The 23,920-nt window shown below is 39.3% G+C and carries 25 protein-coding genes; 1 reads left to right on the top strand and 24 read right to left on the bottom strand.

Annotated features, from left to right (window positions below; genetic code table 11):
• Window positions 1–35: 35 nt before the first annotated feature.
• From DNK85_RS01285 to DNK85_RS01250, 8 genes are all read right to left on the bottom strand, one after another.
• A complete protein-coding gene (locus tag DNK85_RS01285) occupies window positions 36–1,793 on the bottom strand; it encodes a hypothetical protein (protein WP_119327780.1) in 1,758 nt (585 codons plus the stop codon).
• Window positions 1,774–2,367, bottom strand: a complete 594-nt coding sequence (locus tag DNK85_RS01280) for a DsbA family protein (protein ID WP_119327779.1) — start codon at window positions 2,365–2,367, stop codon at window positions 1,774–1,776. Before DNK85_RS01280 ends, DNK85_RS01285 begins: the two co-directional genes overlap by 20 nt.
• 16 nt (window positions 2,368–2,383) lie before the next feature.
• Complete coding sequence (gene ssb / locus DNK85_RS01275; protein ID WP_119327778.1) at window positions 2,384–2,941, bottom strand: single-stranded DNA-binding protein; 558 nt, start codon at window positions 2,939–2,941, stop codon at window positions 2,384–2,386.
• An 83-nt stretch (window positions 2,942–3,024) separates the two neighbouring features.
• Entirely contained in the window at window positions 3,025–3,273 is a 249-nt protein-coding gene (locus DNK85_RS01270; protein ID WP_119327777.1) for a hypothetical protein, read from the bottom strand.
• Entirely contained in the window at window positions 3,263–4,555 is a 1,293-nt protein-coding gene (locus DNK85_RS01265; protein ID WP_119327776.1) for a replication initiation protein, read from the bottom strand. Before DNK85_RS01265 ends, DNK85_RS01270 begins: the two co-directional genes overlap by 11 nt.
• Window positions 4,556–4,951: 396 nt before the next feature.
• Window positions 4,952–5,098, bottom strand: coding sequence for a hypothetical protein (locus tag DNK85_RS11455; protein ID WP_162896454.1), 147 nt, complete (start codon window positions 5,096–5,098; stop codon window positions 4,952–4,954).
• Window positions 5,098–7,158, bottom strand: coding sequence for a conjugative transfer system coupling protein TraD (gene traD, locus DNK85_RS01255; protein WP_119327774.1), 2,061 nt, complete (start codon window positions 7,156–7,158; stop codon window positions 5,098–5,100). Before traD ends, DNK85_RS11455 begins: the two co-directional genes overlap by 1 nt.
• A 44-nt stretch (window positions 7,159–7,202) precedes the next feature.
• Window positions 7,203–7,637, bottom strand: a complete 435-nt coding sequence (locus tag DNK85_RS01250) for a hypothetical protein (RefSeq protein ID WP_119327773.1) — start codon at window positions 7,635–7,637, stop codon at window positions 7,203–7,205.
• Between the two features lie 16 nt (window positions 7,638–7,653).
• Between DNK85_RS01250 and DNK85_RS01245 the strand changes: the two genes are divergently transcribed.
• Window positions 7,654–8,022, top strand: a complete 369-nt coding sequence (locus DNK85_RS01245) for a hypothetical protein (protein WP_119327772.1) — start codon at window positions 7,654–7,656, stop codon at window positions 8,020–8,022.
• A gap of 7 nt (window positions 8,023–8,029) precedes the next feature.
• On the opposite strand, the gene DNK85_RS01240 is transcribed toward DNK85_RS01245, so the two are convergent.
• The 16 genes from DNK85_RS01240 to DNK85_RS01165 form a co-directional block, all read right to left on the bottom strand.
• The gene (locus DNK85_RS01240; protein ID WP_119327771.1) at window positions 8,030–9,733 is read right to left on the bottom strand and encodes a conjugal transfer protein TraG N-terminal domain-containing protein; all 1,704 of its coding nucleotides are present in this window, start codon (window positions 9,731–9,733) and stop codon (window positions 8,030–8,032) included.
• Between the two features lie 15 nt (window positions 9,734–9,748).
• The gene (locus DNK85_RS01235) at window positions 9,749–11,182 is read right to left on the bottom strand and encodes an integrating conjugative element protein (RefSeq protein WP_119327770.1); all 1,434 of its coding nucleotides are present in this window, start codon (window positions 11,180–11,182) and stop codon (window positions 9,749–9,751) included.
• Window positions 11,183–11,258: 76 nt separating this feature from the next.
• The gene (locus tag DNK85_RS01230; protein ID WP_119327769.1) at window positions 11,259–12,350 is read right to left on the bottom strand and encodes a TraU family protein; all 1,092 of its coding nucleotides are present in this window, start codon (window positions 12,348–12,350) and stop codon (window positions 11,259–11,261) included.
• The gene (locus tag DNK85_RS01225) at window positions 12,331–15,207 is read right to left on the bottom strand and encodes a conjugative transfer ATPase (RefSeq protein WP_119327768.1); all 2,877 of its coding nucleotides are present in this window, start codon (window positions 15,205–15,207) and stop codon (window positions 12,331–12,333) included. The genes DNK85_RS01230 and DNK85_RS01225 overlap by 20 nt, the downstream gene beginning before the upstream one ends.
• 2 nt (window positions 15,208–15,209) lie before the next feature.
• The gene (locus DNK85_RS01220) at window positions 15,210–15,650 is read right to left on the bottom strand and encodes a TIGR03751 family conjugal transfer lipoprotein (protein WP_119327767.1); all 441 of its coding nucleotides are present in this window, start codon (window positions 15,648–15,650) and stop codon (window positions 15,210–15,212) included.
• Window positions 15,637–17,121, bottom strand: a complete 1,485-nt coding sequence (locus DNK85_RS01215; protein ID WP_119327766.1) for a hypothetical protein — start codon at window positions 17,119–17,121, stop codon at window positions 15,637–15,639. The genes DNK85_RS01220 and DNK85_RS01215 overlap by 14 nt, the downstream gene beginning before the upstream one ends.
• Entirely contained in the window at window positions 17,118–18,077 is a 960-nt protein-coding gene (locus DNK85_RS01210) for a DUF3438 family protein (protein ID WP_162896453.1), read from the bottom strand. The genes DNK85_RS01215 and DNK85_RS01210 overlap by 4 nt, the downstream gene beginning before the upstream one ends.
• 52 nt (window positions 18,078–18,129) lie before the next feature.
• On the bottom strand, window positions 18,130–18,837 hold the full coding sequence (locus tag DNK85_RS01205; protein ID WP_119327764.1) for a DUF2895 family protein: 708 nt from the start codon (window positions 18,835–18,837) through the stop codon (window positions 18,130–18,132).
• 57 nt (window positions 18,838–18,894) lie between these two features.
• On the bottom strand, window positions 18,895–19,296 hold the full coding sequence (locus DNK85_RS01200) for a DUF3487 family protein (protein WP_119327763.1): 402 nt from the start codon (window positions 19,294–19,296) through the stop codon (window positions 18,895–18,897).
• Between the two features lie 20 nt (window positions 19,297–19,316).
• The gene (locus DNK85_RS01195; protein ID WP_119327762.1) at window positions 19,317–19,697 is read right to left on the bottom strand and encodes a hypothetical protein; all 381 of its coding nucleotides are present in this window, start codon (window positions 19,695–19,697) and stop codon (window positions 19,317–19,319) included.
• A 41-nt stretch (window positions 19,698–19,738) separates the two neighbouring features.
• Window positions 19,739–19,987 (bottom strand): hypothetical protein, encoded by a 249-nt coding sequence (locus DNK85_RS01190; protein ID WP_119327761.1) that lies wholly within the window; start codon window positions 19,985–19,987, stop codon window positions 19,739–19,741.
• 4 nt (window positions 19,988–19,991) lie between these two features.
• Window positions 19,992–20,417: an RAQPRD family integrative conjugative element protein gene (locus tag DNK85_RS01185; RefSeq protein ID WP_119327760.1), complete on the bottom strand. Its 426-nt coding sequence runs from the start codon at window positions 20,415–20,417 to the stop codon at window positions 19,992–19,994.
• A 19-nt stretch (window positions 20,418–20,436) separates the two neighbouring features.
• On the bottom strand, window positions 20,437–21,180 hold the full coding sequence (locus DNK85_RS01180; protein ID WP_119327759.1) for an IncC plasmid conjugative DNA transfer DtrJ family protein: 744 nt from the start codon (window positions 21,178–21,180) through the stop codon (window positions 20,437–20,439).
• Between the two features lie 21 nt (window positions 21,181–21,201).
• Entirely contained in the window at window positions 21,202–21,783 is a 582-nt protein-coding gene (locus DNK85_RS01175) for a PFL_4695 family integrating conjugative element protein (RefSeq protein ID WP_119327758.1), read from the bottom strand.
• Window position 21,784: 1 nt separating this feature from the next.
• Entirely contained in the window at window positions 21,785–22,675 is an 891-nt protein-coding gene (locus DNK85_RS01170; protein ID WP_119327757.1) for a TIGR03759 family integrating conjugative element protein, read from the bottom strand.
• Complete coding sequence (locus DNK85_RS01165) at window positions 22,672–23,871, bottom strand: hypothetical protein (RefSeq protein WP_119327756.1); 1,200 nt, start codon at window positions 23,869–23,871, stop codon at window positions 22,672–22,674. Before DNK85_RS01165 ends, DNK85_RS01170 begins: the two co-directional genes overlap by 4 nt.
• Window positions 23,872–23,920: the final 49 nt, after the last annotated feature.

Here is a 23,920-nt window from a genome sequence, read left to right as displayed (position 1 = left end):
AAGAAAAAAAAGAGAATATTAGACAGAAAATATCGCTAAGATTTTGTGATTTTCATGTATGGGTCAATCGCATTTTTGCACTCAAATTCAAACGCATAAACACGATCTTTTTTATAAAAGTATTCGTTACTTTGAAGCACACTTTCTTTGATTAAATCAGTAATATCATCATCGTTTAGACTAAATAATTCTAATCCTTTTTGCGTTATAAAAGTCAACTCTTTATATTGAAATGGGTTATATAAGAAATACTTTTCATCTGAATTGGCAGGATTTTTTGATAAATATTTTATGAATTTATCTACTATATTATCCTGATTATCGGAAATGTTTTCACTGCCAATTTCTTCAAGTCTGTTAACCTTAGGATAACTCTCTTGATAAAATTTTATCGATTTTCTATAGCCATAAGCAACATGTTCCTCATTTACTAAAAACTTCGCTTTTAATAAAATATTACTACTCATTAAGTCATCTAATGAATACTTATTTTCACAATCAATAATCCATTCATTTAATGCCTTTTTAGTGATTAAAATAACGCGTTGCTTTTCCTCATCTTCAACATAAAACCACCCATCAACTGAGTTAGGTATATGCTCCAAAAGTTTAAGGTCAACCCACTCATCGAACTTGTCTTTATCAATTAAATTATCTGATTGACTTGATTCTACTGCTCCACTTGAATCGATAATTGCACCATCATTCCCAACATTAACTGGCTTGTCTGTTAATGGGAATGCCGTGATATTTGTATCAACATTGAGTATATCTGGGAATCGATAAACACGTTGATTTAAGATGTACTCTTCTTTCCATATATCCTTAAACTCTTCGTCAAGATTAAACTGCTCAGACTCAATTTTATAAGAGATCAATGCAGCTTCTGTGATGAATACGGTTCTTGGAAATTCCCCATTGGTAAAAAACCAACTATCTTTCTCATTGAATGTTGTAAAACGTCTTGCTTTCATCGCCCAGCTTCTAAAATTTTCACGCGAGTATTTGCTTGATACCACTTGCTCTAATTTTTCAATGCTAACCTCATCTTGATTGATATAGATGGGACGGTTATATATTAAATTAGGCAAGTCAAATAAGCGATAACTATTTGCTTGAAGAGTGTTAAATAGCTCAGGAATGTTGCACACTCTAAACATGAAGTCTTTAAACTTAGGTTGCCTTTTACCAAACACATCATCGGCTAACTCGTCCTCGATTGTTCGGTACAAAACGGTTAAAAATGACACCACCATAATGGCATGATCACGTTTCCAGTTTTCTAAACTGAGGTACATCTTCCCATAATCAAAGCTCTCTTGATGAAACACATACTTAATCTTTTTTGCCGACTTATTCGCCCATTGGTCGGCATAATCTTCACCTTGATATAACGACACATACTTGTACGCTCGATCTAGTGTTTTTGCGATAACCTCTTTTAACACTGGCGAAAAATCTGGGTGCATGAACTGCCTAATCTCGATAAAGTTTTTTGTTGGAAAAGCAAAAACTTCGGGATATGGTATCGTCAACCAGCGATATATTAGTGCGATTACCACGATAACATTAAGCATTATTGCAATACTAAAATTAGTAATCCAATTATTTAAATAATGCACTTGGTAACCTGTGAATATTCTTAACATTTGATAAGCTACCCAAGGAACAAGTAGCCCAAATATATAATAGACATACGCGTCCATTGCCTTATACATATTGTGCTGTATGACAACGCGATTAAATGATAGCTTGCGACTGACGTAGCTTGGTTCAATTATTTCTTCTGACATAGTGGTCAATCCCCCTCTCTAATTGATTAAAATTGGTTTCACCTTTAAAAACCATAACTGGTTTGTCTTTGCTAATATGACGATCATAGATAAGAAGTAAGGGTGTACCTGAATCATAATGATCTAACAAACTCTGACCATATTGCATTTGATTAAATATGGCTTTATTGTCCTTTGCGTTATTAATAATTTTATTTACCAAATCTTTTGAGAAATACTGCGATAAATAGCTATCGCTACTTCTACCATCAGCTAATAACGCTAAATGATAGCCTTGAAAAGCATTCGGATAATTAAGCGCTAATTCATACGCTACGGCTGCTTTTTCGATTGAGCTTGGCTTTAGGATTGCTACAGGCAGCACCTTAAAAGTGACTTGTTTAAACTCTCTCCGCACATCAAGCATTGTTAATTCTTGGTTATGGCAATGAATGCAGTTGTAGTCTAATACCTCAACAACGCTTACTGGTGATCTTCCTTGTTGCTCAATGATTGCTGCATTGACTTGTTGGGTCAAAAAGAAGAAACCAAGTAAAGCAAAGCATGACAATTTTTTTGTGATATGAATAACCATTTGACACACCTACCTTTTAAAATGGTAGATCATCATCTTCAAAACCACCTGTAGCCGTTGCCATATTCTCTGGCGTTGGCAAATTGCCTTGATGATTACCATTTGACGGTCTTTCACCTTTTGCTCTGGCATAATCATTGTTTGGTGTCGTTGTTTGCGCCAATGATTGACTTGATGGCGTTGCAATATGATTCTGCTCGTAGCTATCCACTGGTGGATTATGACTACCTTGCAAGCTTCCGCCCATTAATTGAATCTCATTGGCAACGATCTCAGTCGTATAACGATCTACGCCTGTTTGGTCAGTCCATTTATTCGTACGAATGCGACCCTCAACATAAAGCTGACTGCCTTTTTTACAATACTGCTGAACCACCTCTGCCATTTTGTTGAAAATGACAACACGGTGCCACTCGGTAACATCGATATATTGACCAGTTTGTTTGTCTTTGTAGCCATCATTAGTTGCAATATTGACGTTTGCTACTGCATTGCCACTGGGCATGTAGCGGACTTCTGGGTCAGCGCCTAATCTGCCCATAATGATTACTTTGTTTACTGTGCCTTTTGCCATTACTCTATGACTCCTATATGTTTAAAATATTGAGGCGTGATTGCCATTTTCTCCGTTTTTTAAACTCTTTTTTCGTCAGTCACTCACTGTCCATGATGCAATCTAAATCCTTTAGCAATTAGCTTATCTTTGACTTTCTCAATATAACCATCAATCTCAGCTATCTTACGATTATAAACGGCAGCTATTTCTTCCGAACATTGCGCCACTGGCGAATGCAAATCATGCAGATAACTGTTTTTATCCATGACTAACTCGTGGTAGCGTGACTTAAAATACTTAATCTCTTTTTCCTCAGGTGTAAGCTCAATTGGCTTTTTCTTAGTTGGCATTATCTAGCTCCTTGATCTCTTTTTGAATATCTACAATCTTTGCGTTGGTGATTTTAATCTCTTTTTGATACTGCTCACGCAAAGCCGAGCTATACTGACTTACTGGACTTGCTAGGTTGTCTTGTGCTTCTTTAAGAGTATCATTCAGTAGCTTTAACTCATTTTTTAAATCAGTTAGTCTAGTTTCATCTGGGTTGAAGTCGCCCCAGTCAACATCAATTGTTTTAGCTTGCTTCATGTCAGCGATGCTATAATCTTTGATGACTGCATTAATGAACCATGCCGTTGGGTTTTTTATCTCAGTCGTGGATTTTTTGTAGTGATAATAGTGGTACTTTTCCCAGAGTTTTTCTTTGCCGTGATCATCAATAAGCTTTAAAATGTCCTTATCTACCAAGCTAAATTCATTTTTAAGAATTATTTCAAGCTCTGTTTCATGTGAAGATGTTAAGTTATCAAGAATCATTGAGCTAAAGCTATCTCCATATTCATTTGATAGCTCATCCATATAATGCTTATTATCACTTTTTGAAACCACTTCATGATAGCTTGTATCCGAATTCTTAGCCATCTTTTCAAGAAAAGTATTATTGGTTTTTATTTTGAAATTTATAGCTGTAACTGACCTGCCTGTTTTTACTGGCTCATACGTGAAAATAATATCGCTTTTACCTTTTAATTCCGCCTGCGCATGATCAATAACTCGCTTTTTAAAATCATGCCACTTAGATAATTTGTCATCGGGAATGTACAAAATCTTGCGAAGATCTGATAAATCAAATTTTCTAGATTTAATTTTTTTATACTGCATTAATAGCTCATATAATCTAATTGAGTACATAGATTTTAATTGGATAGCACAAGCCAATTTATATTCTGTAAAGTGACCACTTAACTGAAGTATAAAAGGCTTGATTGCATCATTGAGTTTCAATCTCACAAAACCATCTTCATACTCTGCATAACTCATCCAGGGGGCTTGCCTTAAAGCCTTGCCATTTTTGGTAATTAGCTTAATAACACTGCCACTTAATTCTTCTGTTATTTTTCTGATATGAGAATAATGCTTGCCATCTAAATCTAATATTCTACAAAGCTCTGTTACCTTAATCTCAACTTCTCTAAATTCAGTATCATTTGGATTAACTAGCGAAGCTAATATCAGGATAATTTTTTTATGTGGTACACCCAAGCTGTAATGCGCTTCAACAATACTATTTGACTGAACTACAATTCTATCTTCCAGTTTTTCCTTTGTTATAGTAATAGCATTTCTCCTCATGCGAATTCTACCTTAGACATTACTATAAACGACATGAAAATAGAAGTGTCGTTTTTAACTTTCTTACAGGGATAAAAAAAGTCGTTTTTACTAATAGCAAGGATAAAAAAAGTCGTTTTAGGGATAGGAAAAGTCGTTTTAAGGTTAAGAATTGTCGTTATTGGGATAAAAAAAGTCGTTTTAAGGATAAGAAAAGTCGTTTTTATCATGCTACACCCCTTTACTAATAAAGATTTTAAGTGTGTCGAAAACATTTAAAACAATATAAAAAGAATTAAAACAACTACAACCGCACGCGAGAACACAACCACATGCAAATCTCTCACCACTCGATAAGCATATGTTGTCGTTGTTGTTGTTTTTTCTTTCGCTTCGCATTTTCTTTTTCCCTTTTGCCTATTGCTTCACTAAACAACGCCTACCAAGCTTCATCACAAAAACTTTCCAACCTCTAGCTAACGCAGCCTTAACTATTTGCCCTTGATGCCAGTAGATGTATTGCGGATTACGTTGTTTCGACTCTTTTGGTTTTCTGTAACGCATCAGACACCCGCCTTAATTTTTTCAAACTTCTTTTGTTGTCTTAATCGTTCATGAACCTCATTAACTGATCGGATTAAGTCCTCAAAGTCAGCATTAGCTTCATCTTCACCCTTTGGCTCAGGACACCTGCCCTTGTAAAGCTCATTACCATTGGTATCCATGAAGAATTGACCTTTAGGCAGATTGATTAAGTCGGCAGCCGATATTAATGGCAGCTTTTCTTTACCTAGAGAGGCACGCTGTGTTGATTTATAAAACACATCATCATCAGCATAAGGGGTATCATTTGACGAGCTATCTTGTGTCACACTATCAACATGTACTTCGCGCACTGTTGTTGTTAACAGTTCAGCCGTTTGTGTATTTCTAACCCGCATAAAAATCTTACTTTGCGTGTTTCCTATCGCGATATAGGCTTTAGTTTTAGAATCAAGCCCTGCTTCTAAATCATCACTGGTTTGCAACGCCCCTGTTACTTGAAATCCCGCACCACCCGCTTTGTTGAGTAGCCTGATTAAATCATCTTGAACAATCTCGCTGACCTCATCGATATAAATCGCACACGTGTTTTTTTCGCCTAAGTTGTAGGTTTTCCCCGCACATGACTGGATTAAGTCTGCCAATATCGCTTGACCCGCAGCTTGCGAGACTTCTTTGTTGACCATCGAATTTAAACCGATGTATAAAATGCCGTTAGATTTGATCAGGTGCGACAAAACCACCTCGCCTTGGGGTTGACTACCCATAAACGAAAAAATCTCAGCAGAGCGTCCTGTAGATAGCATCTCAAGTGTAGGTTTGGCAGATTGCGCTAACTTCTGATAGTTATCTAAATTCACAAGATCAATTAGATCGAATAAGAGACTATCTAAATGATCGTTGATTTTGTCTGCTTGCATCAAATTTTGCTGCAAAGCAGTTAACGCCTTAACCACGCCCCACTGCAAATCTTTCTTTTGCACGCTTGCCTTGGTTTTGTCATTTTCAAGTTGCTTTTTAAAATCCTCATCAATAATCCGATTAGCATCATCAATGACATCTGGGTGTTTTTTGACAACGTAACGCATCAGTAAGGCTTCTGGCTTAAGTAGAAAAAAGTTGATTAAGCGATAATTGATGGTCTCTCCAAGCTCATGTAAGGTTCTGGCGCAGATATTGATAAATCGCCATGCGAATTTGACAAAGGCATCACTGCCACCGTCTGTGCTTAAACTGGCGGTAATTCTCCCTGCTACATCGATCACCTCAACAAAGCTTGCTAAGGTATTCATCTTTGCTGACACATCAGGAAAACCTAAATGCACGACTTGCAAATCACCTAAGCGGTTACATGATTCACACACCGAATAGATACTACGCAAATAGTCAAGATCACCTTTGGGATCAATAATCACTACTGACTTTCCACGTAAAATATCCTGTGCCGTTAAAATGCAAAGCATGCGCGTTTTACCAGAGCGAGTAGAGCCAAAAATAAAGCAATGCCCTGTGCGTTCACTTTCTAAAATCCCTATCGGATATTCTTCACGCTCAATGCCGTGCATTGCGGGAACTCCACCTACTGGTGGCGGTGGCTGAAAGGGATTGAACTTATCCTGTGATAGATAGCGCATAAAGCGATTACTTTGTTTGCTTGGATCGGATTTGTAGGCTTGGACTTTTTGTGTGAGCTTAGAATCCTGCAAAAGATGTGCGTTATCAGTTAAATTCAAACGATACATCAAATCAGCATGTTTCACCGTCCATCGAAAGCCTAAGCCAGTAAACAACCTATCTTTAAGTTGTACCGTGTCCTTGATGTTCATGGTAAAGCGTTTTAATTTTCTAATCTGACGCTGATAACGACTTAAATTCAAACCCTGCTTTAATCGCAACAACGCCATCAAGCTTAAACCACCGACAAAGGTCGCTTGCAACATTGGCGAAAAAAACAAATACTTGCCCCCTGTGTAACCAACTAAAGCAATAGCTGATAACACCGCAACGCTTTTAAATTCATAGACTTTTCTAAATGGATTATGAATGTTGTAGCGTTTCTTTAATCCTAAATTTGATAACATGGTTTAACCTCCTCCCAATTTTAAATTTCTTGTTTTTTTATTTTTTAAATTAAAAACAGCACGCGAACGACAAGTGCCAAGATCAACAAAAAGATAACAAACCCCCACTTTTTATTTACCATCGCTTCAATTTTTTCAGGACTCCATCCTTTTTTAAGTCCTTGACTGCGTGTAATTAACGGATACCACCACAAAGACGACACGATAACAGCTAACTGAATCACTAATAACAACCACTGTTGATGCAGCAAAATCAGCAAATCGGCATAAATGATAGGGTTTTTCATAAGCAACACCCCAATCACCATCAAAAGCACGTAGAAAAGTGCAATAAATGCTAACCACTTAACGATCTTACGCGCCGTTGATACCGACAAGCCCTTTTCTTTTTTGACGCTCTCAGTGTCATTTATAGCGTTTCTGTTACTTCTTTTACTTTCATTTTCATTTTTGATATGATTATTTTGTGATATGGACATTTAAGGACTCCTAACTATGGCTAATTATGCAAGACAACGAATGAAACAAAGCCGATACATGGATCAAGCTGATCAAGCGGTCGACAACATCTATAAAAACGTCAAAATGGCGCATGCGTTCTTTCGTGAAGATGTGGCTAGCACTGCTCAAAAAAGCAAGAAGCGCAGATTTTTCAGCAGTCTGTTTAAAGTCGTGACTTTGGGTGTTTTTCATGTTTTGGCGGTGATGCTGAGTGCTATTGCTTATGCGGTGGCTGTTGGGAATGAAAATAAATCCAAAACCAAAAATACACGCAAAAAGCATAAATATTTGGTTTCTCCTACTGGGATGACGTATAGAGAAGATCAAAGACATTATAGTAGCGAAAGTCTTAGATACATTTGATTTTATATTACTTGATAGCATCTTGCATTCCATCCTCTAATCCATTGCTACTTGTTTCGCTATCACTACCACCTTTCATTAAACCTCCAGCCTTACTAAGTCCTTTTGACGCATAGCTCAACCCCTGACCTAATTGGGAGCCATCTGCTTCTATAGTTGATCCACCCTGAGCATTAAACTGCTCGCTAGAGCCTATTAATCTGCTAACAGCCCCACCAGCCATACCTCCACTTACATACCCCAACCCGCCAAACACACCCGATAACAAAAACGGTGTGGTATAAAACACATACGGCATAAAGTTCATAAAATTTGCCTTGGCTGCGGGAAATTGCCAGTCACTATCCATTGATGCACCAACCGTCATCATGAATGTATTAAGCATGTGAATAAACGCATCGGACATCATCAACCCAAAGATAATGCCACTAAGCGTTAAAAAGCTTTGAAATGAATAACCTGTGCCGACCATAAACAATGGAAATAGTGTTAAGGCAATAAACAGCGACACCGCAATAATAATTGGCAGTATCGTTTGTGCTTTTTCTTCGTCTGCCTGTTGACCACCAAACCAATTTCTAAAGACGGATTTAACGCCCTGAACGGCACCTGTAACTTGCTGTGCTGCGCGATCTAAATCACTACTGACACCGTTGCCATATTCACCACCGATAATCTGGTGCTGATTGTAAAAGCTATCAGGATTATAAAGCGCTTCTTTGATAATGATGTCTTTAGATAAAGACGCATCTTGATAGCCGATTTTTTCCTTAACCCAGTTGCTAAAGCTCGTTAAAGGGTCAATGCCGTTACCGATATGCTTATTGCCTTTTGGTGCATAGCTTTCAACGTCATTATAGATTTGTTCTTTTAAACCATATTTTGAGTCACTCCACCACTGGGCACACGTTGGGAAGCCGTACTGTGGCTTTTGGTCAATTGAGCCACTTTTGTAATTGTCGTCAACGGTTTTGCTCGGGAATTTGTTATAAGGAAATGGCTTGATAGATTCACGCATGACAATGTTTGGATAGATATTATCAAGCAAATAATGTGAGCCTAACCAGTGCAGATCACCGTCACCATATTTTTGGGTATAAGTCGCCAGATCATCTTTAGATGGCGGGGTTTCTGTGGCTTGCGTTGCTGCGGGGTAATAGCACATTTCTCTGAATTTTCCGACTTCAACCGCAGTTTGTGGTTGTATGCGTGAAGTTACCACCGTTTCAATCGCATCATTGATATTGGTAATGCAAGGCGTTGATTTTTGAATCGCATAGCTTATCCCTGATGCAAAACTCATTATTGCATCAAGCATGATGGGAATTTTGACGTTCTGAATATCGAATGACTGAAAGGCATTATCATAGGTCGTGCCAGTGTCGCCATAATGCGATGTATTATTAACTTGCTGACCACTGGCAGTGCAAGTCTCAGGATAATCAATTTCACTGACCTTTAACTTCTGAAAAGGAATAAAGCAAAAGGTAATCGTAAACAGCATTGCAATAATACGAAAGCTTGTGTACCGAAAAGACGCATCCCATAGATTACCAAAGGAAATCGTAGACACGCGATGAAACGCCTCAATCATCAATCCCACAAAAGGAATTAAGCCTAAGAAGCTCACCATCAAGATCGTATAAATTAACTCGGCATATTTTAAGCCAATCACCAATGCGTATAGTGATAAGGCACTTTGTACCATCATGTTTCAATCTCCCGCTTATTGACCGCTTGAGCTATCAGTGTAAACTGCGCCATTTTGAACATTTGGTGTTCTTGGCGTTAATTGATTTTGGAATTGCCCGACTGTGCTGTCTCTGCTTTGAACAACATTATTTAAACTCAACATCACATTCGAGCTTAGGTTTTGTCGCGCCTGTTGCTCGAACAATAAATCTTTCATTGAGTCGTTTAAGTTATTGATTGCCTGACCACTTGCTTCCGTGGCGGGCTTGTAGTTATGAACGGCTTGTGTTTGTGACCCTGCTCTTAATACACGTTTTAACATTAGTGCTTCATCAATTAAATTTTGTATAGCGATGGCTTGCGCAATGCGATTGACATAATAGGCTTGCAACTGTGGATTGCCTTTCAAACTTCTTAACTGATCAATGATGGTAGGTGTCACCGCATAATTAGACGCTGAAATGGCTAATAATTCTTTATTGGTTGGTGTACCGGTTTCTTGAACTAATGCGGATAACTTATCTCTGACCATGCTAATACACGTTAAATCAGACGTGCCTTTCGGGCAGTTGGTTGCAATTGGCAATAAACCCATGCCCGCAACTGTTTTGGTTTGTGTGTCATTGGTGCTAATGGTGATGTCACCCAATACCAGATTTGAAAAAGTTTGTGCGTCTTTTGGTGACTTCCAATAACGCGACAAACCTGTCGTATCATCACTGCCAAAACTTGGACTGCTTAGGTCATCTAAAGGACGCGCGCTATCGGCAATAACATTGTAACCTGCTAAAGTGACATCACTTATCGCATGAATTGGTTGTTGATTGCCAACAGAGCCACCTGATTTTTGCCCTTGATGAATCCAGTACACCCCATTTTTAGCATCGGTTTGCACGACCTGATCACTGGCTGCATTAATATCTACATCTCCACCTTGCGCTGCTGCTTTTGCTTGATCCGACCAGATACCTGATTTTGAGAACTGAAACCAATCATTGTAAGGTGATTGTCCGTGAGATATTTCGCTCATCGCTTGAGTACAATCTTTGGTTTTTAAAGCAAACTTCTGCTGGGCACCAAAAATCCCATTTTGCACAAGGTTGTAAAGCTTAGGATCGCTCTTTTGCAATTCGTAAAGCGGAAGCGAGCTAATTGCTGAGGTTGCCGAATTAATCACATTTTTCTGCATACCCATCACCGAGTTTTTCATATTATTCATCGTGCCGTTGACTGAAACGGCAGGATTAAATGAATCACATGGTGAAAAACCTGTATCAATGCCAGTACCTATGCCAATCTCAGTATCTCGTTTAACAGGTGGCATCGAATAATTAGCCCCTCCATTTAATGCGTAGTATTGATTATTACCAACAGGCACATAGCTATCGGCAAAGGATTGCTGCCATAAGCATAAAAGACTAAGTACACTTATAATTTTTATTTGTTTTGTGGCATTTAAGCTTTTCATTTTTTCTCCCTCTTCCCCTTTTCTTACTTACCTTTTTTATTTTTTTCTTTTCTTTTTTTTCTTTTTTCTTTGCTACTCACCGTGTAGCCGTTGGTGGCACCATCACCATTGCAAATAAAAACTCACCTGCGGTTTGCACACAGCCCTTGTAGTGTCGCCAAACCACATAGACATAATTACCATGACCTTTGGCATCATCTGCTTTACCCAATCTGTTTGCTGTACCCTCGGACTTATCTTTTTCACCAATGCGAATCACTTTGTTATTGGGATACACTTCTTGCCATATTTCGTGTGTTTGTTTTGAGTCTGGGTCTTGTTCGATGACATTGGTCACCGCGCAATTAATCCCACAGGAATTGCTAACGGATTGATAAATATGCAAAGGTGATGAATTGGTCGTGATGTCAACAGCGCGCTGTGCCGCCATTGCCGAAGCCATATAGGTGTTATCGATTTGCACACTCATGCTCCTAGGAAACTCATAGCCCCATTTATTGGTAAAAGATGCGCCAATGTAATTACTAAAAGGGTTATAGGTTTGATACTTTAATTTTTCAGCTAATCCATAACGATTTGGCAAATCCATAAAACTGTTGTAATACGGTGTCATTGCACTGGTGGCATTGTTTAACTGATATAATCCATAACTAAAGCTTGGGATTCCATAGACATCAACCACACGATCTATCATGTTAATTCCTTGGTTCTGTGAGGGTGTGCTGCCTGTAATCTGCCCCTCGGACAACTTAGTTTTTACCGTTTGGAATGTTCCTGCCCCTGCGTTGGCTGCCTGATACATTGCCTTATCTGCAAGATTGGCAACGACCCATGGGTTTGTACCCAACGTATTAAAGCTTGAGACAACTAAGTCAGGTTTCCAGTATTCCATTTCATTGGTCGTTACCACCCAGTAGCCTTGCTGCCAGTAGCACAACCCTAAGTAACGCCATTGTGACAGACTGGGAATCTTCATCACGGCATCTAACATAATCTGCCACGTCATGATTTTAGTTTGTGGCTTAATCTCACTTGTTGCATTTTCTGCATTTTTTGCATTTCCTGAATTACAAAACCCAGTAAGTGGCGCAACCAATCCACCCATCACAGACAAGAACATAGCTGACTTGATGGCAAGCTTTGTCAAATCAATCAAACATCGCATCATAATTCTCCACTTGTGCTTTAATTGCCTTTAAGTCATTGGCAATCTTGCCTACCGCTTCTAAAGTTGTATACCCAAACTCTTCTGACAGTGACTTACGCAATGCTTTCTCATTTGGATCAGTCATAGCCAGTGCTAACGGCAGACGAGGGGGGATGTTTTTAAAGATTCCCTGCCAGTTCTCATGCATCAATACCGCTTCTGAATAGAACGGCTTGCACTTTCTGGCACGATCCAACATCGCCATCACTTCATCGGGCAATTGCTTATTTTGTTGAAACATCTCGCGCTCTTTCTTATCCATATACAGCCCGATAATCGTATCCATCATTGAGAGCATTTTTTGCATGCCACCTGTTTCGCTCATATCCGACAAATTCTGTGTTGCGGGTAAAATATTTAAATTTATTTTGCGTGAGATTTTTGACATCAAAATCAAAAAATCAGCCAGTAATTTGTACTTAAACAAAATGTGTGCTTCATCGATAATAAAAATGGTCGGTATGCCGTCATTGGCGGTTGCCTGACAAAGGCTTAAAACACGAGATAACACGGAAATTGACACAATATTCAAATTGGCTTCGTTACCGTGATTGGCTAAAAAACCTAAATCAATATGGTAATAGTCAAAATCTGAATTAATGTAGGTTGGTTTGTTAAAATAGCCTGACAATTTACCTGTAATGACTGATTCCATTGCATAGTGAAACGCCTCTAAACGCTTGCGATCTTCTTTATCTTGAACAGCTTTACTTTCACTTAAAAAGCCTTGTGATACATGCGATGGCATCACTTGCAAAACGCCTTGTGCTTTGCAGTCACGGACTGTTTTTTCAAGTACGGTCATAATTAACCCTGTATCGTGTCCAGTAATCCGCTCCTGTGTATCGCCACCTTGAATAAACATCTTGGTAATCGTGACAAGCTCGGTTACTAAATCACGTTCGTGGTCTTTGGATTTATCCGCCTTGATCTGGTCGATATTGTCTAACTGGTCATACAGCTTTTGCATGGCTTCTGCATTGATCTTTTTAATCAACTCGACATCATCTTCACCAAACGATTTACCTGATAAAGCGTCCTCAGCTTGCGCTTTTAATCTGGCTTGCTCTCTTTCTAACTGCTCAAGCATCAAGTACGCATCAGCATACGGATTAAAAGGCACCTCATGTTCTTGGTCAAATTTAAGGTACTGGACTTTTTTGCCTTGGCTTTTCATGTACAAAGTCATTAAGTCAAAACTTCCGCCCTGCTCAAACACGACAACGCGACACTTCATCGTTGCCATCATGCACAGAATCATATAATTAAGCATCACCGACTTACCCGCCCCTGAGCTGCCAAAGAGTGCCAAATGAAAGTTTGCCTGTTTGTATTTCTCCGACAAATAATCAAAAGAAAAAGATTCGCCCGACCCTGTGAAGAAATTAAAACGTGGCTCTATGCCTTTTTTGTTATCACTTAACACGCCAGTGCTTCTGCCATAAATTGGCATGAGTGCTGCAATCTCACTGGCAAAGTGAAGATTGGCAATATACATCTGCGTTTTTTGATAATGATGATCCCAGTTGCAAGGCAAAAGGCGAATAACATCATCAACAGGAAAGGTGCGAAACGCATCATCATACGTATTTACAATGCTGTGACACGCTCTTAATACTTGGGTAATCTGCGCCTTAGCGGTTTCAATCGGCATACTCAAATCGTTATAGATAATCGCTTGCGTACACCACAACAATGGATTGCCATCGTGCTTAATGGCATCATAAGCATGTGCAACTCTAGCGCGAACATTCTGTGGCTCGCTACCTTTGCCCATTGCGCGCTTTTCGATAACACTTAAATGCTTAATAATCTGATCATCATCGGCAAAGGCAATTTGCAACGTGTAAATACAGCCCTCTGGCAAACGGTCAAACAATGAACCATACTTGCCACCCATCCAGATAGAATCACCTGTCATCATGCCATAGCGTGGCTCTCCTTTGAGTTCTGATAGAAACAAACAACGATGTTTAACCCCATCTAAAATCAAGTTTTTGTCATCCGTCTCAGGCGCATTAAAAAACACCCGTGACATCAAATTAAAACGAAAGTTACGCATTTCATCGCCATACTCAATGTCTGGCGTATCAATAGCATCAATTTCTGGGCGCAATGGATTTTCTTTAACAAGTTTGTAATTGTCGCCTTGGGTTAAAAATGGCTTTGGGTTAAAAATCTTCGCTAACCATTCATACAGTCTTTCTTCGTTTAAATCGGTAACAATGCAGCCTGTATCGCGTAAGCTTGACATAAAGGCATGTGCCACACCTTGCGTAATTTCGATTGCTTCGGTGCGGTCATAATTGGCTATCGCATGTTGTGGGTACTTGCGATATAACGCAATGCGACATCTGATTTGATGACCTCTAAAAATCGCCCCTGAATGCTTATCTTTAAATAATCCACCGTCTTGGCATACCAGATCAATATGCTCATTCATCATCTCAAGATAGCTTTTCGTCAGTTGTGTCTCTAACAAATCAGGATCAATGTAATCATGAATACGCTGCTTTAATGGCTCTAAATTCATTTCTTTATAGAAATAGACTTGCATATGCCAGTAATGCTTTTCTTCTCTTGGTATACTGGCTAATGCCCCGACAATCGCTTTATACGAGTTAGCAAGCTCATTTCTTCCTTTTAGCTCTTTGGCAAAGGGCTTAACATCAATAAATTTCACTAATGTTTTACTATCATCTAATACGCCTAAGCGCAATTCATCATTAAAATCAACCAGTGCCATTTCATCTAAAAATGATGGCAATGTGGCATAGCGTTTTTCCATGTCACTAAACTTTTTTAATTTCTCAAACATGATCAATAATCCTCTTGTGGCATCGCATAGTGATTTTCGCGATATAAATAAAAACTGGTGGTATAGGCGGGAATTGGGCTTTCAGTGCCATCGATAAAAGCTAAATGTGGATAGATATAAATTGGAATGTTCGGATTTGGATATTGCTTAAAGAGATCATTAATATTGTTTTGTGCCGTGGCGGTGTACGCTGCATAATGCACACTTTGCGCTACCGCTTTGTCGCTTTGAATATTACTGCCGTTGCTACCATTATTTATTGCGTTCAAACTATCTTCGCCATTGTCACTATTCACCGACTGATAAATCGCTTGCATGGACATGCTCGATGGCGGCATATCATTGGGATTGATTTGCGTGGAACAACCGCCTAGTAATAACATTCCAAAACTGAAAGTGATTGCTAAAATGTTAGTTTTCTTAATCGTCTTAATCCAATGCATGACTGATTACTCCCGAATTGATGTTATGCGGATAAATAATGCGTTGTGTTGTGTCTTTGTTGATGACAATGTCTTTATTGATTAGTAAGGAAACCGTAGCGATCTTTTTGCCCTTGGCAGCAGGAATATAGACAATATCGTAAATATGACCAATACGGCTTTTGTACCAGTCATTGGTTTGCGAAGCACCGCCTGACACCAATCCTCCTGCTATGCTACTTGCTAAGTTCTTAGTGATTTCAATCGTGCCCGCCCCATTAACAAGTTGTGATTGGCTGGCGCTGGATACGGCATCGCCTCCCTTACTTAATGCCCCCATTAACGCAAGATTTGTAATCACAGGTGCGGGATTGTTGACGACTGTTCCATGAATGCACACATCACCATTAGCCGTAGATAAAGTTGCTAAAACATCATCGTTAAAATCAAAGCGCTTGTTACTGGTCATTGATTTACCGACATAGGTATAAGTGCCATCTGCCCAGTTGAATAACATGCCTGTGACGTATCCTCTGGCGCAGCTTAACTGAGCATTGCCCCATGTGTAACCCTCAACGATAATACCGCGCAAATCAGGTGGCAGTGTCACACCACGAGACGCTAAAATTGCTTTGCGTCCTATCACCGCTTTAAAAGAAAAAGGTTGCTCGACAAGCTGACCATTAACTGGCACCTCAGCTTGAATGCTCGTCATTAACTTTACATCGGGAACAGTTGCCCCCTCGGGGATGCGATAGTAAGGAATGCCTTTGTTTTTTGCGTTTTTTGCGTCCTTTGCGCTTTTACTGTCACTTGTGCCGTTGTTATAGCTGCCGACCGTATTTTTGGCTAATGGATTGTTACGATCACTGCTGTTGTCATTATTGGTGCGGTGACTGCTTTTTGTATTACTATCATTGCTTATACTGACTAACGCTAAATCAGGCACATTGCTTAAAACATGTGGTGATGATGTGGTTGTCGCTAGATGAGCAGTATTGTCATTATTGCTATTGTCCTCTGCATTAACTGGATAGCTGCCTGTCTGGTTATTTTGATTGGTACTGTCTTGAATCCTACCTGTCGCCTTTAATTGCGCCAGTTGTGATTGCAGTGCCTGCATCTGATCATTTAAGCTGCTGTTTTGCTGTGCGAGACTTTCAAGCTTCTGACTGTTTGCACCGCTGGTATTATTTCCATTATCTTCTTTGGCTTTTTTAAGTGACTGCTGCATCTGGAGCAGTTGTGCTTGCAATGCTGTTAATTGCTTACTTGCAATCTTGTAATTGGCAGCTAATTGCTTAATACCCACCCCTGCTTTGGCATTATAGGCATTCAAATCCCCACCTTGATAGCTACCGTTATTACTGCCACCACCTGACGTGCTGCCGATATAACTTAAAATAAGTACAACAGCTAAAGCACCACCAATCCCGATAAGTGCTTTTTTGCCCATGCTCATTTTAGGCTTGGTTTGATTTTTATTACTCATTGAACACCTCCCGCATCTGCTGCATCTCTGGCAAACGGATTAAACGTGTGAATAGCTTGATGAAATGGAAGATTAGAAACCACAATAAGCCATGTTTGATTGCTACTGCCTTTACTATTTAACGGACTTAACACGTTTGTGGGATAAAAACTTGCCGATAAGAAATAACCATGCACCAATCGTGGATCAAGCACCTGTTTAATAGGACTCATGTTGACCAATAAAACCGTCGTGACGTATAAATTACCTGATTGCCACTGCACTTTAGGTAACGACTCAATCGTAGTAATTGGGTAAAGATCAATAATCTTTTGCGACTGCATCGGTGTGCGATAAATATTACTTACCCGCTCCCTTAAACGAGGATTGCCTAACTGCTGAATGGCAAAGCGGGTTAAGCTAATAGGGCTTGGAATGATTTGTCTTGCTTGGTTGTTTGTACCATCAAAGCTGGTACTGAGTTCACTTGCTGCTGCTATTGAATTTGTATTGCTCATTAAGGGCGCATTTGCGCTGCCTGTGTTCTCTCCCGCTTTTTGTGTGTGCGTCACAATCGTATAGCACAACGGTGTCAAAGGGGTCAAAGGGGTCAAAGATGCGTTGTTACTTGATGAATCAGTTGATGTAGTTGTCTCTACCCCTTTAAACTGCAACATCACGGTCGTTTTAGTGTCCGTCAAATTTACTGGATACAGTGTCGGCTGAAAGGCTTTTTTAGCCGTAACATATAGTGAGCCGCCATTATTGACGAGATCGACTTCATCACTGGTTAAAGTCGTCTTAACATGCTCAGTATAAAGCGGGTGATTAAAATGGATAACGACTTGGTTGTTGACAGGTAGGTTTAAAGTAATCGGCATATCTGACCACTGAATTACCTGACAATTACTTGAATTGCTAAAATCATCAGCAAAAGCTATTTTTACTAAGCCACTTATCGCAACAATCAAAGTCATCAGCGTCAAAAACACCTTGCAACAAGTAGGTAAGTAATGAAATCTAGGAAAATTAAGACAATAGCGCATTGACTTCCTCCTGCGAGAGTTCTTTGACAGATACCACGCCATCAAGCTGCAATCCAAACACGTTATACTGAACATTTGGTGCCACCATCGACACTTGCAGCGTGTATTCTTTATAGGTGCTTGAGATGCTTAAATTTGAGGTGGTAATCTGCTCTTTTAAAATAAAGCTAACATCCCAAATATGCGGTCTGACTTCTGTTACATGCTGATTGATATACGTATCACTAAAAATATTATTCATGAGTGTATAAGTATGTGACGCGGTATTGTTCACCAGATCGTTAACCTGAATGTTCATATCTTCAATAACTGACTTGCGATAATTGGCTGAGAGGTAATACTGAAAATGCTTGATATTCTCAGGATAGTTTTTAGCAACAGAATCAGGAAAAGTATTAAGAGACACAAATATCTGATAGCCAAAGTTAAAGACATCACTTTTGGTGACTGTGTTAGGTGTCACTTGACCACCGACTTGCGCCAAAGCAGGGGATATATGAAACCGCTCTAAGGTTGGCGCATTTGACCAGCCGCGATATAAAAGATAAATCACAAAAACCAGTATAAAAATAACCACCCATAATATTTTAATCACGGTTTTTAAGAACTGGTCATAACGCCACACACTAAACACATCAACCTGTGTCTTGCGCGATAACCCTGCCAATATTGACCTGATAAATTCCATCATATTAATCCCACCTACTCTTTTTAATTCTTTTGCTTCTTTTACTTCTTTTGCTTTTCTTTAACTTTTTTTAGTTTTTTTGCTCTTCTTGATACTTGCATCATCATTAATCATTAGCCGTGTATCCCAGAAACCAGTACGCCTTAATTGCAACCCTGAATTAAATTTCTTAGCTAATCCTAAACGCCAAAAGTTATTCGGTTTGCCTTTCTTTTTGCTTGCAAACCAAGGAATAGCAACAAATCGCAATGCCAACACAGCAATCACAACCACAGCAATTAAGCCAAAACGAAAATAATTCCATGCAATATGTGTGCTAAAGGCTAATACCAATGTGATCAACACATGAATCCCTAATACAATCACAATACATACCAATAACAGCATGCCAATCTCTTCAATTGAGCAACCTTTAAACATTGGATAAGCGTGTGTTAATCCTGTGGAACTTGGTGTTTTCATGCGACTATCCCCTTAAAACATTAACTGATCGACGCTTGCCATTTCGTTAATATCTGACCACCAAAAGCAAATAGAATGACCGCAATCGTAATCATCAATACCCCGCCAACTAAGGAATTTTTAAACTCGCCAAAGTCTTGCGATTGTTGATATTTTTTGTAACCGCCATACATCCCCCAACAAGAACTGGCTAATAAGAAAATCGAGCCACCATATAAAACAATCGGTGCTGCATAGTTAGCCATATAGTAATTAAAGGTATACATCCAACTTTTACCTTGCTGTCCAGTATCGACCGTTGGAATAATCGAATCATCAGCAAAGCTCAATCGTGACAACAGCGCAACGAATATTGCAATCGCAGCGACAATGCTTTTTTTAATGTTTTTTACAGTTCTCATTCTTCACCTCTTTCTTATGTTGTTTGATTTTTTTGTTATTACTAATAAGCTGCCCAAAGCGTTACCATAAACACGCTAACAATGACGACAATTAAGGTGCCACGTGATGCCAACTCCCATCCATCGACCTGTTCGTCTTTAATCAAGGCGCTAATCACCCAACCCGCCCATACAATACATAAAATGGACGCAGTGCCTTTGACCAACATCTCAATGCTGCCAACATTGACCCCAGCCCCTTGCTCAAAGAACTTAATAATGCTTGCTGTATCTGGAATGCTAAACGCCATTGCTTTAACCCTCGTTGTCTTGCTTGATTGCAGTGTTTTTTGATGCTGCTTTTTGTATATGCGTGTAATCACCATGTAATGCCTTAATCTGAACAATCGGCATCACTTCTGGCTTTAAATAGGCTTGAATACCCTGTTTAATCGACTGCAAATCATCAATTAAGCCTTGATGTAAAATTCCCTGACTATCACGCCATGCGCTGAAATGGAAAACGTCTCGAACAACCCCATTTTCAATTTGCTTTTTCTGTGCTTTGTCAGCTTCACGTGCGACATAAATGGCAGCATTTATCTGGCTTATCTCATTAACCAACATCATGCGCGTTAGATTACTTTTAACTCCACTTTGCGCGAAACATAAACCGTTTGCCGACAGTATAAGTAAAAGAACCCCAACCCACCGCATGGGCATCTTTTGAATGACTGACATATTTCCTCCTGTCGTAACCTTAAAGCTTCTGTTTGAATCTCTGGGCTGCAAATCCAGAGTAGTAAAAGGCAATGAACATTAACACCAAGCACAAGAGTGCGGGTGCGACCTCAAAAGGCAGCACTAAATGCAAGGTCAAAACACCCGATAACACCAACGGCAAAAACAAAATAAATTTGTGAAACCTAAAGGCAGATTCTGAATCGTGTTCAGCTTTGCGAATATTGCGCCCCACTATCCAACCGTCAAAAAAGCCCGCAATCATCGATAAAATAATCACTGGAATAAAAAAGATGCTCTCGGCTAATTTCAGTAAAACGTAAAGTAAATTTTGCCAAGCCAAGATAAAAAACGCTTTTATATATCGCCACCATGTGCTTAAAAATGGGAAAGACGATAGCACGCTACGGCTTAAAAAATTATCTGACCAATCTGTCTTGTGTAATTGATCAACGGCTGTCTGATAGCTTTGTGTTTGCTCAACATGGTTTTTGACATCACGCCAACTGTCCATGCCCTTTAAGTATCCCCAACTCCAGATAAAATGCGCGTTGCCTAATAAAAATATGCGCTGAACAAGCACCTTTTCTTGGGCGTTAATCAAGGCTGAGTTAAAGCCATTGCTTGACCATGTGTAACAACTAACGATCATGCAAATAACCCACGCAAAAGTAATGCTCTGCGGAATGGTCGTAGATAGCTTGCGCTTAAATGATTTGCGAATCGGTGCATTGTTGTTGCTGCTTTGATTGCTCTTTGCCATCGCTAAATATCCCCTGCTACCTTATTGAAAAATGCCTTTAGCCGTCACTAAAAACGGATAATGTGTGACATTAAATGATTGCGCCAACCCTTGTGTACTTGCATTGACTAAATGAATGCCTAACTGTTCATTTAAGGTCTTTAGCTGATTTGCACTAACATTCAATGCAAACCCTGTGGCATTGAGTTTGTTTAAAACCGCTTTGTTGGCTTGATACCAATGTAAAGACACTTTATCCGCACCCATGAAATACAAAGGACGACTTATTTTTTGTGGCTTGTCTATATTCGGTTGCACACCAACGGTTAATGGGCTGTTATTACTGACAAATTGAAAGGCTTTAGTCGTTGTATGTTGGTATTTTGCTTTGAAATTATCCGCTGTTGCTGTTTCCAGTAATTGATGATTGGCTTTTTGAATCTCTTGTGTGCTATTAGTAAGCTGTGCGTTTTGCTTTTTATCAAACGCATTCATCACTGCACTTTGAAAAGCCTGACTATGCACATCGGCATCTGGATTAATCCGTAGCTTAACCTCTGCATATACGCTGGTTGTAAACAATAGCATCAAGCTCAATGCCAAGGTCTTTTGGCAGTAAAACATCTTAAAAACTCCCCAGATTAACAACTTCACTAATGCGCTGACCTTTATCGTTACGTGTCACTTTAAACGCATACGGCAATGACTTAAACTGAACAAACAACGGACTTTGGTTATTTAACGTGATCTTGCCACTGGCTACATCAGCAAAGGGGATATTTTGATCATGCGCCCATTGCTGAACCTCAGTTGCTGTCGCATTTTTGATGTAAACATTTAAGGTAAAATTTGGATTATCACCCATGCGTCTTAACAGGTACGTCATCACATAAGACATTGAATCTGATAAGGTGAAAAATAGGTTAAAGCTATCACCTTGCTTTAAAGTAACAGGCTGACGGTTGTAAGGCGAAAAAGGTTTATAATCAAAGGCTTTCACCATCGGCATATTTGAATATAGCTTGCGCTTTGCATCAAATGCTGCATGACTCCATGCCAGTTCTCTACCCACTTTGTCATTATCAAGCTTGGCATATTGTTCGGCATATTGGTTGCGTTCTTTATCGCTGTTAGCTGCCATCCCTAAAATCTCAACAGGTGATAAATCGGTTTGATTCGCTCTGTAATAAAAGCCCATCTTGCCACGCATTAAAGCGACATAACGCTGCTCTTGTTGCTCAGATAATCCCCAAACAACTGCTTGATGCTTTTGGGCAACCGTGAGCTTAATGCCATTAATATCAATGTCACTTGGCACAAGGTTGTCAACTTTGGTTAAACCAACAGCGACAAGCTGCTTATTGTTTTCAAGCATCTTAGCACTGGGTGCGTTGTTTGCACTATCGTTGTTTTCATTGGTATTGTTACCTAATACCACATCACCGAAACTTGCACTACATAACAAGGTAGCAACACTTAACATTGAAATATAACGTAAATAACGCAAAAAAATCATTGCACACCTCCAACCACAACTTGTTTTGAACCTTGGGTGAATACCGCAATATGATTATTGCAATTGCTACTTTTTAACGCCCATCCCATCAGTGAATCACCGATTAAAACACCTTGATAAACGCCATCATGACTGGTCATTACCTGACAAGAACCACTATCCACTAACGTGGTAAAACCTGTTACCTCAAATGGTAAATCAGCACTAGAGGCTAGTCCTTTATGAGCGAATCCCTTTTGGATTAATTGAGCAATGCCATCAAGTGCGTGAGTATTTGCCTTGGCATAGTTCACAAAATCAGCATGTGAAACAAAAGACTGCTGATTGTCACTGACAGATTTAACCGCCTCATTGACTGATCCAATTTGCGCCCGATTAGTCGCAATCGCTTGCTGTAAATTCTGGTTATCGGTTTGTAAGTTTTGAATCAATTTAGCTTGTGCTTGAATCTCAGTTTTAAGTGATTCAATCGCTTTTAATAACACCTTAGTGTTTTCATGATACAGAGTTGAAATTTGCGTTAAATTCTTGTCTGTCACACCAATACTCATGCTTGGTGTCGCATGTGCTTCGGCACTATTTCCTGTGGTACTCGTATCTTCTGACGAAGTTGGCAAGATAGCTGCCTGAGATGGCTGTTTTATACTAGCTGCCATTGTCTTTTTAATGTGATCTGTGGCAGCAGATTTATTCACCGTTGGCATAGATTCCATCGATGGCGCAGTTTGTGAAGATGTGCCACCACTAAATGATGTCGCCCATACAATGATAATGACTACCGCAAAAACAACAATAAATAGGTAAAATGGCTTTTTACTTTTTGTTTTATTTGTTTTATTTGTGCTTTTTGCGCTGCCTTTTACTTTACTATCTTTTGTAGATTGTTTGCTTGGTTCGTCTTGGCAATTTTTAGCATTATCTACAACATTATTTTTAGTTGATTTGACTGTGCTTTTTTGTGTTTCACTGTTATATGGATTTTTATCCGTTTTTTTGGTGTTGCTCGATCTACGACTACCAAAGCCAAACAAACCCAAAACAGCTTGCATAAGTGATGGGTGATGATATGCGCCATTATTCTTTTGAGCTGAGCCAGAAGCAGTATCATCACCATTCATCAGTGAATCATCTGAAACATCCCCGACACGCTCTTTGTTTTCTTTTATCTCTTGGTTGCTGTTGTTTTCTTGGCTCATCACCACACCTCTATGCCTTTATTTACCTGTATTCTTTCACTTCAATTAT

The organism is Cysteiniphilum halobium, assembly GCF_003574425.1.
GTDB lineage: Bacteria > Pseudomonadota > Gammaproteobacteria > Francisellales > Francisellaceae > Caedibacter > Caedibacter halobius.
The sequence above is the reverse complement of the archived record's forward strand: the minus strand, read 5'-3'. Positions and strand labels throughout refer to the sequence as shown.